Raw genomic sequence first — 11,418 nt, 5'->3', positions numbered from 1 at the left:
GCGTTTCGGCCTTTCGGCTTCTTCGCGGTTCCAACCTTACCAGATCCGTTCGGCGTTTCCGCTTTCCGTTTCCGGCTCCCTGCTGGAGCGGGGCGGCCGTCCGGCTTTCGCTTTTCGGCCTTTCCGACTCTATCAGATCCGATTCCCGGTCCGTTTCCGGGCCGAATTCGTATCCGATGTTTGTCGGAGGAGTTTGCCTTTCGGCTGCTCCGACTTTATCAGAAGCGTTTTGCCGACCTGAAATCGGCGGACGTTTTCCGGATAAAGATTCGGAGGCGCTTCGTGGAATCGATGTTCCGACCGAAGCAGACGAGAGACTAACTGTTGCGCTCGAACATGTCTAGTCCGTGGCAACCGTTCGAATCTACCTCCCCGCCCTGCCCGTGTCAACGTGCCTCTTGGGGAGATGAGGAGATTAGCAGGTCAGCGGGGTCGCACGCACATCAGGCCGCGGTCGGTACGGGTGCCTCGCGGTCCGCCTCGTCGACGTCCCCCGTTTCGCCTGATCGGACGGCGCGGCCGCCGAGTACGTACACGTACGCGAGAAAGGCCAGCTCGGCGACGACGCCGATGGTGATGCGGGCCCAGGTGGGCAGGCCGGAAGGGGTGACGAAGCCTTCGAGAACGCCCGATACGAACAGCACGGCGGCCAGGCCGACAGCCACGCCGAGAGCGGAGCGGCCCTCTTCGGCGAGGGCGGTGCGGCGGGTGCGCGGGCCGGGGTCGATGACGGTCCAGCCCAGGCGCAGGCCGATGCCGGCTGCGACGAAGACCGCGGTGAGTTCCAGGAGCCCGTGCGGAAGGAGGAGGCCGAGGAAGGAATCGAGGCGACCGGCCGACGACATCAGGCCGAGGCCGACGCCCAGGTTGAGCATGTTCTGGAAGAGCACCCAGAAGACGGGCAGGCCGAGGAAGGCTCCCAGGACCAGGCACAGGGCGACCGCCTGCGCGTTGTTCGTCCACACCTGGGCGGCGAAGGACGCGGCGGGGTGGCTGGAGTAGTACGTCTCGTACTCCCCGCCGGGGCGAGTCATGGCGCGCAGGTCCTCGGGGGCGCCGATGGCGGCCTGGACTTCGGGGTGGGCGGCGATCCACCAGGCGATGAGGGCGCCGACCGCGGTGGAGAGCAGGGCCGTCGGCACCCACCAGTGGCGCAGGCGGTAGACCGCGGCGGGGAACGACACCGTGAAGAAGCGGGCGGCGTCGCGCCAGGACGCCTTGCGTGCGCCGGTGACCGTACTGCGGGCGCGCGCCACGAGGGAGGTGAGGCGTCCCGTGAGGGCGGGGTCGGGGGCGCTGGCCTGGAGTAGGGACAGGTGGGTGGTGGTGCGCTGGTAGAGGGTGACCAGTTCGTCGGCCTCGGCGCCGGTGAGGCGGCGTTTGCGGCGCAGCAGTTCTTCGAGCCGGTCCCACTCGGCACGGTGGGCCCTTACGAAGACATCGAGGTCCATGGATTCAGCTCCTGGCGGCGCCGTGAGGTGACTGTGCCGTCAGCTTGGCAGACTGGCCCGGTCGGCCATGGGGCGGGCGGCGGTCCGGGGACGGACCGGTACGGAGTGGGGCACGGAAGGGCGGCTCAGGTGAACGAGCTCGTGACGGGCGAGGCGGTGGTACTCGGGCTGCGGCCGGCCCGGCTGCCGAGCCGGGCACTGGCGGTCCTCGTCGATCTCGCGGTGACCTGGAGTGCCTATGTCCTGGTCTCGCTGCTGCTGCTCAGCGCCACGGCGTCCATGGACGAGGCGGCGAGAGCCGCGGTGTCGGTGACGTTGTTCGTACTGGTGCTGGTCGGAGTGCCGATCGTGGTGGAGACGCTGAGCCACGGCCGGTCGCTCGGGAAGCTGGTGTGCGGGCTGCGGGTGGTGCGTGAGGACGGCGGGCCGGTCCGGTTCCGGCACGCGCTGGTGCGCGGCGCGCTGGGTGCGGTGGAGATCGTGCTGACCATGGGGGTGGTGGCGTGCATCGCCTCGCTGGTCTCGGCCAGGGGGCGGCGGCTCGGTGATGTGTTCGCGGGCACCGTCGTCGTACGGGAGCGGATACCCACCCCGCGCGGGATGCCGGTGCTGCCGCCCCCGCCTCCCTGGCTGGCGGCGGAACTCGGCGCGCTGGACCTGTCGCGGGTTCCGGACAGCTGGTGGCTGACGGTGCGCCAGTACCTGAGCCGAATAGGTCAGCTCGATCCGCAGGTCGGCGGGGCCGTGGGGGCTCGGCTGGCGGCGGATCTGCGCGGTTGGACCGGGGCGTCGGTGCCGGCGGACATGCATCCGGCGGTGTATCTGGCCGCGGTGACGGGTGAGCGGCAGGCGCGGGAGGCGCAGCGGGCGTTCGGGGCGCCGTTGGGGGCTCCGGGGCCGGTGGCGGCCGGGCAGGGGGGTGCGTACAGAGGTCCGTACGGGAGTGGCGTGTACGGGGATGGTGTGTACGGAGGTGCCGGCTACGGGCGCGGTGCGGGCGAGCCGGCGGCGGCGCAGGGGGAGGCTTCGTATGGGGCCCCGGCGGCGGGGCAGGGTGGCGCGAGCGCCGGGGAGGCTGTCCGAGCCGGGAAAGCCGTGGACGGGACGGCTGAGGCCAGGGCCGGGGAGGCCGGGCCCAGGGGTGAGAACGGGAACGGCGACGGGGACGGGTCGGTGGGCGGCCGGCAGCGGCGTACGGGGTTCACGCCGCCGGTGTGAGGGCGGTGCGCGGCCGGACAGGGCGGCCAAGGCCAGGGGCCGGTGGGTATGCCGGTGCGTGAGGTGAGGGGCGGCCGCTGGGCGGCTCGGGGTGGTGGGTGTCGGCCGGTCAGGTGAAGGCCGAGGGCGGGGTTTCCAGGTCTTCGAGTTCGATGCCGGGGGCCGACAGGACGACGTCGCCGGCGAGGTGGACGGCGTGCTGTTCACCGGTCTCCAGGTCGTTGACCTGGTATTCGTCCGCGGTCAGCGGGCCGTTGTCAGTGGGGTGTGCTGTCCTTTTCACCAAGGCCCAGGACTGGTCGAGCGTGCGGGGTGCGAGGACGGGGGGTGTGAAGGCCACGAGGCGGGTGCGGACGGCTCCGGTGCCGGGGGCGGGGCGCAGCAGCCGGGCGGTGGCGACGAGAAAGGCGGGGGACGCGCCGGTGAAGGCGTGGGCGGGGACGTTGCCTTCGGTGGCGTGGTCGCCGGCCGGGTCGGTACGGACCCAGGTGACGCCTTCCAGGGCGGCGCCGCGTACCTGCCAGCCGCCGGCGTGGAGTTCGAGGCGGATGGGGCGGCCGAGGTCGTCGAGGGTGAGGTCGACGGAGCCCGCGTGGTCTCCGGAGGGGGTGGTGAGCTGGGAGACGTAACGCCAGCCGGAGGGACCGGTGGCGCAGTGGAAGTGTTCTTCGCCGAGGGGGGTGTGGTCGTGCGGGTCGTGGAGGGAGTAGCGGCCGCGGGGCATGGGGGTCCTTGGTCGGGTCCGGTGGTACGGGTCAGGCCCCCGCCGTGGTGCTGGGCGGGGGCCTGGATCACCGGCTGCCGGTGGTGGTGCCCGATGTGCGCGGTGGCGGGGCGGACACCGGGTGCGCGGGGATCAGTAGCGGTAGTGGTCGGACTTGTAGGGGCCCTCGACCGTGACGCCGATGTAGGCGGCCTGCTCGGGGCGGAGGGTCGTGAGCTTGACGCCGAGGGCGTCGAGGTGGAGGCGGGCGACCTTCTCGTCCAGGTGCTTGGGCAGGACGTAGACGTCGGTCGGGTACTCCGCCGGCTTGGTGAACAGCTCGATCTGGGCCAGGGTCTGGTCCGCGAAGGAGTTGGACATCACGAACGAGGGGTGGCCGGTCGCGTTGCCGAGGTTGAGCAGGCGGCCCTCGGACAGCACGATCAGGACCTTGCCGTCGGGGAAGGTCCAGGTGTGGACCTGCGGCTTGACCTCGTCCTTGACGATGCCGTCGATGGCGGCGAGGCCGGCCATGTCGATCTCGTTGTCGAAGTGGCCGATGTTGCCGACGATGGCCTGGTGCTTCATCTTGGCCATGTCGGAGGCCATGATGATGTCCTTGTTGCCCGTCGTGGTGACGAAGATGTCGGCGGTCTCGACGACCTCGTCCAGGGTGGTGACCTGGTAGCCGTCCATCGCGGCCTGCAGCGCGCAGATCGGGTCGATCTCGGTGATGATCACGCGGGCGCCCTGGCCGCGCAGCGACTCGGCGCAGCCCTTGCCGACGTCGCCGTAGCCGCAGACGACGGCGGTCTTGCCGCCGATGAGGGTGTCGGTGGCGCGGTTGATGCCGTCGATCAGGGAGTGGCGGCAGCCGTACTTGTTGTCGAACTTGGACTTCGTCACGGCGTCGTTCACGTTGATCGCCGGGAAGAGCAGCTTGCCGTCGCGCTGCATCTCGTAGAGACGGTGCACGCCGGTGGTGGTCTCCTCGGTGACACCGCGGATCTCCGACGCCAGCTTGGTCCACTTCTGCGGGGACTCGGTGAGGGTGCGGTTGAGGAGCTGGAGGATCGCGCGGTGCTCGTCGTTCTCCGCGGTCTCGACGGCGGGGGCCTTGCCGTCCTTCTCGTACTCGACGCCCTGGTGGACCAGGAGCGTGGCGTCGCCGCCGTCGTCGAGGATCATGTTCGGGCCGCCGGTGGGCGAGTTCGGCCAGGTCAGCGCCTGCTCCGTGCACCACCAGTACTCTTCGAGCGTCTCGCCCTTCCAGGCGAAGACCGGGACACCCTGGGGGTTCTCGGGGGTGCCGTTCGGGCCGACCGCGATGGCGGCCGCGGCGTGGTCCTGGGTGGAGAAGATGTTGCAGGAGGCCCAGCGGACCTCGGCGCCGAGAGCGGTGAGGGTCTCGATCAGCACGGCGGTCTGCACGGTCATGTGCAGCGAGCCGGTGACGCGGGCGCCGGCCAGCGGCTGTGCGGCGGCGTACTCCTTGCGGATCGCCATCAGGCCGGGCATCTCGTGCTCGGCGAGGGTGATCTCCTTGCGGCCGAAGGCGGCGAGGGACAGGTCGGCGACCTTGAAGTCCTGGCTGTTGGCTGCGGTCGACATTCGGGTTGCTCCCGTGGTCGAGGGTGGTTGGCTGGCAGTCTGCGGCGCGGGCAGGTGGGGACGTCGCCGCCCGGAGTGTCGCGTGGGCGGACGTACCGCATGAGCGGTACACCGTCCGGGACGGCATACCGTACGGGCGGTTCCGCGTGGGCGGACACACCTCTCCCCTGGCCGCAGCGCAGTCCGTCGGAGGCCCTCTCTCCCTCGGCCGGCCCGCGGGGCGGACCGCCCGACCGCCATCAGCAGCGACGTCTGGCACTGGTCACGAATCTACACCGATCGCCCCCGGGAACCCCAGCCCGCCCTAGGAAAATGGCGAGCGGGCGGTGGGCGCGGGGGGCTCCGCGGGCGCGGTGCGGGTGCCGGCGGGCGCGGTGTGTGGGTGCCGGCGGTCGTGGTGTGTGGACGCCGGCGGCGGGCGCGGGGAGGGCAGGTGGCGGGTGCGGGGTGCAGGTGGCGGGCGCGTGGGTGCCGGGAGCGTGCGTGGCGGGCGTGGGCGCGGGGCGGAGGCGTAGGCGTGGGTGACGGGCGCATGCGGGCGGGGCGCAGGGGGGCGCGTGGGTGCGGGTGGGGGTGGTGGGGTTCTGGCCTGGAGCGGTGTGGCGTAGGGCACTTTGCACCCGCCCCTCCGTATTGCAGGATGCGGGGAGCGCGAGGACACTCGCACGTCACCTTGCGCGCACGTCCGTTAGGAGAGCCACGTGACCACCAGTCCAGCTGATCCCCCCAAGGGTGCGGAGAGGGGCGGGCAAGGGCTGAAACTGCTCGCAGTGACCGCCTGCCCGACCGGCATAGCCCACACGTACATGGCCGCCGAGAAGCTGACCCAGGCCGCCGAGTCGCTCGGCCATGCGATGAAGGTGGAGACGCAGGGGTCGATCGGCGCCGAGAACGTCCTGTCTGACAACGATGTCAGACACGCCGACGGCATCATCATCGCCGCCGACAAGGACGTCGACCCGGCTCGCTTCGTCGGCAAGAGGCTGCTGGTGGTGGGCGTGGCCGAGGGCATCCGCCATCCGGAGGAGCTGATCGGACGGGTGCTGAGCGCGCCGGTGTACGGGGCGGAGGGCGACGGTGCGGAGGGCTACGGAGCCGGGGCCGGGGATGACGGGGGCGAGTACGGAAGCGACAGGGCCACGTACGGGGCCGGGGCCGGCGGCAGGGGTGGGAGTGACGGCAGGGGTGCCCGAGGCGGCGGCGGGGTCGGGCTCGGGGCCGGGGGCAGGACCGGGGCCGGAGCCGGAGGTGGGCCGGGCGGTCGAGGCACGGGGACGGCCGGTGCGCGGTCGGGCGAGGGTGGTGGGGCCGGGGCGCGGTTCGGCAGGGGCGGCGGAGCCGGGGCCGGTGGCTCGCGGGGGAAGGAGCGCAGCCTCGCGTACAAGGCGCTGATGAACGGTGTCAGCTACATGATCCCGTTCGTCGTGGTCGGCGGCCTGCTGCTGGCGCTGTCCCTGGCGGTCGGCGGCGAGGCGACGCCGAAGGGGCTGGTCATCCCGGAGGGCACCTTCTGGGCGCACGTCAACGACATCGGCACCATCGGGTTCCAGCTCATGGTGCCGATCCTCTCCGGCTACATCGCGTACGCGATCGGGGACCGGCCCGCGCTGGTGCCGGGCATGATCGGCGGCTGGATAGCCAACACCGGCGAGCTGTACGACTCCAAGGCGGGTGCCGGGTTCATCGGGGCGATCGTCACGGGCTTCCTGGCCGGGTACCTGGTCATGTGGATCAAGAAGGTCAGGGTTCCCCGGTTCGTCCGGCCGATCATGCCGATCATCGTGATCCCGATCGTCGCGACGGCGGTGCTGGGACTGTTCTTCATCTACGTCCTCGGCCGGCCGATCTCGTGGGTGTTCACGCACCTGACGGACTGGCTCAGCGGGATGACGGGTACCAGCGCGATCGCGCTCGGCGCGGTCCTCGGCCTGATGATCGCGTTCGACATGGGCGGGCCGGTCAACAAGACGGCGTTCCTCTTCGGCACCGGACTGATCGCGACCGGCAACCAGACCGTCATGGGCATGTGCGCTGCCGCGATCCCGGTGATGCCGCTCGGCCAGGGCCTGGCCACGCTGATCCGCCGGCGCCTGTACTCCGACCAGGAGCGGGAGACCGGCATGGCGTCGCTCTTCATGGGCCTGTTCGGCATATCGGAGGGCGCGATCCCGTTCGCGGCGGCCCGCCCCACGCAGGTCATCCCCGCGAACATGCTGGGCGGCGCGGTCGCCGGAGCGGTCGCCGGGATGGCCGGGGTGACGGACGCGGTGCCGCACGGCGGACCGATCGTGGCGATCCTGGGCGCGGTCGGCGGGGTGCCGATGTTCTTCGTGGCCGTGGCGGCCGGATCGGTCGTGACGGCGCTGACGACGGTCGCGCTGGTGGATGTGGCGGAGCGGCAGAAGGGGCGTGCGGCGGCTGGGGAGGTCGGAGTGGCTGGAGTGGCCGGTATGGCTGGGGACATCGGGGCGGCTTCGGGGTCGGGCGCGGGGGCAGGACCGGGCACGGGGGCGGGGCCGGAAGCGGCCCTGGCGGGTGTCGGCGCGGCCGGGGCCTTGGCCGATGGGACGGCCGGGATGGCTGGGGCGACCGGGACGACCGGAGGTATGGCGGTCGGGGCGGCCGGAGTCACGGCGGGTGAGAACGCCGTGGTTCAGAACGGCGCGGTCGAGAGTGCCGGAGCTGAGAGCACCGTGGCTGAGAACACCGTGGCCGGGAGTGGTGCGACTGAGAGCGCCGAGGCCGAGGACGACGCGGCTGAGAGCGCCGGGGCCGATAGTGCTGTGGCTTGTGAGGTGAGAGGTGGAGAGGCGTCTGATGGGGACGCCTCGGACGAAGGCACGCCGGATGAGAGCGCCCCGGAGGCAGGCACCCCAAGCGGAAGCACCCCAGGCGGAGGCACCTCAGGCGAAGCCACACCCGGCGGCAGCACCTCGGACGAAAGCACACCGGACGAGAACACCCCGGAGACAGCCAACCCAGGTGAAGGCATCCCAGGCGGGGGCGCCTCGGGCGAAGGCGCCTCGGGCGGAAGCACCCCGGAGGCAAGCACCCCAGGTGAAGGCATCCCAGGCGGAAGCACCTCAGGCAATGGCCCACGCGGTGAGGGTGAAGGGGCTGAGGGAGAGGAGCCCGAGGGAGAGGGATCGTGCGGGGAGGTGCTTTCCGGGTATCTGACGCGGGAGACCGTGAAGGTGCGGCTGGCCGCCGACGGCAAGGAGGCCGCGATCCGGGAGATGGCGGAACTCGCGGCGCGTACCGGCAAGGTGGCGGACGTGGCCGAGCTGGTCCGGGTGGCGCTGGCGCGGGAGGCGCAGGGCACCACCGGTCTCGGTGAGGAGATCGCGATCCCGCACGCCAAGACGGACGCGGTGACCGCCCCCGTCGTCGGCTTCGCGCGTTCGGCCGAGGGCATCGACTGGGACTCGCTGGACGGTACGCGCGCCAAGTTGGTGTTCATGATCTCGGTGCCGGAAGCCGCCGCCGGTGACGAGCATCTGCGCATCCTGGCGCTGCTGTCGCGGAAGCTGATGGACGCGAACTTCCGGGCACGGTTGCAGGGCGCGCCGGACGTGACGGCGATCCTGCGGGTGCTGAGCGAGGTCGGGTAGCCGGGCAGCCGAACAGCAGCCGCAAGGCGCGGGCATGCGACGTACGGCCGCAGGCGCGTGCTACGGCCGGGCCCCAGGCGCGTGACGTACGGCCGCAGGCCCGTGATGCGGCCGAGCCGCAGGCGCGTGGTACGGCCGTAGCCCCGTGACGTACGGCCGCAGCCCATGACGTACGGCCGCACGGCCGCGACGTACGGCCGTAAGCAGATACGTAAGGCTGCCGGGGCGGTCGGCGGTGGGAAGCGGCAGGGCCCCGCACCGGTTCGGGTGCGGGGCCCTGCCGTACGAGAGGGGCCGGCCGTCAGGCTCCGCCCGGTGTCTTGGCCGGGTTGTCGCCCGAGGCGGCGGCGGACTCGTGGTAGATGTCGGGTTCGAGGTAGATCACGCGGGCGATCGGGACGGCCGCGCGGATCCGGTCCTCGGCGGCGTTGATCGCGTCGGCGACCTCCTTGGCCGTGTCCTCGTGCTGGACGGCGATCTTGGCGGCGACGAGGAGTTCTTCCGGGCCGAGGTGGAGGGTGCGCATGTGGATGACGCGGGTGACGGTGTCGCCGTCGACCACGGCGGCGCGGATCTTGGCGACCTGTTCGGGGCCGGCCGCCTCGCCCAGCAGCAGCGACTTGGTCTCGGCGGCGAGGATCAGGGCGATCAGGACGAGGAGGACGCCGATGCACATCGTGCCGATGCCGTCCCACACGCCGTTGCCGGTGGCGAGGGTGAGGCCGACGCCGCCGAGCGCGAGCACCAGGCCGACCAGCGCGCCGAAGTCCTCCAGGAGGACGACGGGGAGTTCGGGCGCCTTGGCGCGGCGGACGAACTGGGGCCAGGTCTGCTTGCCGCGCAGTTCGTTGGACTCCTTGATGGCCGTACGGAAGGAGAAGCCCTCGGCGATGATCGCGAAGACGAGGACGCCGACCGGCCAGACCCAGTTGTCCAGCTCGTGCGGGTCGTGGATCTTCTCGTAGCCCTCGTACAGGGCGAAGACGCCGCCGATGGTGAACAGGACGATGGAGACGAGGAAGCCGTAGATGTAGCGCTCGCGGCCGTAGCCGAAGGGGTGTTCCTCGGTGGCGGCGCGCTTGGCCTTCTTGCCGCCGAGGAGCAGGAGTCCCTGGTTGCCGGAGTCGGCGACGGAGTGGACGCCTTCGGCCAGCATCGAGGACGATCCGCTGAAGGCGAAGGCCACGAACTTCGCCGCCGCGATCGCCAGGTTGGCGCCCAGCGCCGCGACGATCGCCTTGGTACCGCCTGATGCACTCATGGGTGGCGCATTTCCCTTCCGTCGACCGGCTGCGGTGTGCAGCCTGCTCCGAGGCCGCTCCGAGGGCTCCTTTACGAACCCTTTAGGCGGGTCATTGTTGCAGCCCGCCCGCCGGGGCACGCACGGGACGCCCCCGGACCGGCGTCGGGGCGCCCCCGGACCGGTGCCGAACCGGCGCCGGGGCTCCTGCGGGCTGCCGTCAGAGCGCCACCGTCGCCCGGAAGACCGTGCCCTCTCCCGTCAGTTCCACACGCTCGCCGGCCGGTACGAAGGCCGATTCGCCGGGCGCGAGCGTCAGGTCCGTACGGGAAGCCGCATCCGTACCGGAAGCCGCATCCGCACGGGAGGACGCATCCGTACGAGAACCCGCGCCCGTACGGGAGACGGGACCGCCGTCCGGCCCCGTGCCGGTCGCGGTCGCGTGCAGAGCGACCGTCCCCGCCGTGCACAGCAGGATCTGGGGGGTGCGGTCGTCGAGGGTGCGGGCCGGGCCTCCGGGGGCCAGGACGAAGCGGGAGAGCCGGAACTCGTCGGTCGGGGTCTCGTAGACCTCCTCGCCCGACGCCGTGGCCTCCTCCGGCCGCAGCACCCCCGCGTCGCGGGGCGCGAAGCGGACCACCCGCAGCAGTTCCGGTACGTCGACGTGCTTGGGGGTCAGGCCGCAGCGCAGCACGTTGTCGGAGTTGGCCATCAGTTCCACGCCGAGGCCGCCGAGGTAGGCGTGCGGGATGCCGGCGCCCAGGTAGAGCGCTTCGCCGGGCTGCAGCCGTACGTGGTTGAGGAGCATGGCGGCGAGCACGCCCGGGTCGCCCGGGTAGTGGTGGGCGATGGCGGCGTACGCGGCGTAGGAGTCGGCGTGCGGGCCGCCCTCGCCGGCCAGGCGCCGGGCGGCGGCCGCGGCCTGTTCGACGGTTTCGGCCGTCTCGTCCCGGTCGGCGCCCAGTACGGCGGTGAGGACTTCGCGCAGCGCGGCGTCCTCCGGGGCGGCGCGCAGGATGTCGGCGTACGGCTTGAGGGCGCTGACGCCGAGTCCTTCGAGGAGGGTGGCGGCCTCGGCCGGGTGCCGGAAGCCGCAGAGCCCTTCGAAGGGGGTGAGGGCGCAGAGGAGTTCGGGCTTGTGGTTGGCGTCCTTGTAGTTGCGGTGCGGGGCGTCGGCGGGGACGCCGCGCTTCTCCTCGTCGGCGTACCCCTCCTGGGCCCGGGTCAGGTCGGGGTGGACCTGGAGGGACAGCGGGGAGTCGGCGGCGAGCAGCTTGAGCAGGAAGGGCAGCCGGGGGCCGAAGGCGCGTACCGCGCCGGGGCCCAGTTCGCCTTCGGGGTCCGCGGCTATGACGTCGGCCAGCGAGACCGGGCCGGCGCCGCGGTCGGTGCGGGAGGGGGCGCCGGGGTGTGCGCCCATCCACATCTCGGCCTGGGGTTCGCCGGTCGGTTCGGTGCCGAGGAGTTCCGGGATGGCGGTGGTGGAGCCCCAGGCGTAGGGGCGCACGGTGTTGGTGAGGCGGTCCATGGGCGGGCTTCCTGATTCTTCGTCTGCGGTCCGGCTGCTGCCGGGGCGCGCTCAAG

The 11,418-nt window shown here is 71.8% G+C and carries 8 protein-coding genes; 3 read left to right on the top strand and 5 right to left on the bottom strand.

Annotated elements, in window-relative coordinates; genetic code table 11:
• Positions 1-241: hypothetical protein (locus tag AB0A97_RS17385; RefSeq protein WP_361150118.1), on the top strand; the 241-nt coding region annotated here is incomplete at its 5' end.
• A gap of 202 nt (positions 242-443) precedes the next feature.
• Here AB0A97_RS17385 and AB0A97_RS17380 read toward each other — a convergent pair.
• Positions 444-1,451: a stage II sporulation protein M gene (locus AB0A97_RS17380; protein WP_361150115.1), complete on the bottom strand. Its 1,008-nt coding sequence runs from the start codon at positions 1,449-1,451 to the stop codon at positions 444-446.
• A 129-nt stretch (positions 1,452-1,580) separates the two neighbouring features.
• Here AB0A97_RS17380 and AB0A97_RS17375 point away from each other — a divergent pair, with 129 nt between their 5' ends.
• Positions 1,581-2,669, top strand: coding sequence for an RDD family protein (locus tag AB0A97_RS17375; protein WP_361150113.1), 1,089 nt, complete (start codon positions 1,581-1,583; stop codon positions 2,667-2,669).
• 109 nt (positions 2,670-2,778) lie between these two features.
• On the opposite strand, the gene AB0A97_RS17370 is transcribed toward AB0A97_RS17375, so the two are convergent.
• Complete coding sequence (locus AB0A97_RS17370) at positions 2,779-3,393, bottom strand: hypothetical protein (RefSeq protein WP_361150110.1); 615 nt, start codon at positions 3,391-3,393, stop codon at positions 2,779-2,781.
• Between the two features lie 132 nt (positions 3,394-3,525).
• Complete coding sequence (ahcY, locus tag AB0A97_RS17365) at positions 3,526-4,983, bottom strand: adenosylhomocysteinase (protein ID WP_361150107.1); 1,458 nt, start codon at positions 4,981-4,983, stop codon at positions 3,526-3,528.
• Between the two features lie 701 nt (positions 4,984-5,684).
• Between ahcY and AB0A97_RS17360 the strand changes: the two genes are divergently transcribed.
• Positions 5,685-8,594 (top strand): fructose-specific PTS transporter subunit EIIC, encoded by a 2,910-nt coding sequence (locus AB0A97_RS17360; protein ID WP_361150105.1) that lies wholly within the window; start codon positions 5,685-5,687, stop codon positions 8,592-8,594.
• 301 nt (positions 8,595-8,895) lie between these two features.
• Here the strand turns inward: AB0A97_RS17360 and AB0A97_RS17355 are convergent, their stop codons facing one another.
• Positions 8,896-9,855 (bottom strand): cation diffusion facilitator family transporter, encoded by a 960-nt coding sequence (locus tag AB0A97_RS17355; RefSeq protein WP_361150103.1) that lies wholly within the window; start codon positions 9,853-9,855, stop codon positions 8,896-8,898.
• A 199-nt stretch (positions 9,856-10,054) separates the two neighbouring features.
• The gene (manA, locus tag AB0A97_RS17350) at positions 10,055-11,362 is read right to left on the bottom strand and encodes a mannose-6-phosphate isomerase, class I (protein ID WP_361150099.1); all 1,308 of its coding nucleotides are present in this window, start codon (positions 11,360-11,362) and stop codon (positions 10,055-10,057) included.
• Positions 11,363-11,418 lie beyond the last annotated feature (56 nt).

Source organism: Streptomyces sp. NPDC045470 (assembly GCF_040646595.1).
Lineage (GTDB): Bacteria > Actinomycetota > Actinomycetes > Streptomycetales > Streptomycetaceae > Streptomyces.
Note: the sequence above shows the minus strand (reverse complement) of the source record. Positions and strands in the feature narration are given on the sequence as shown.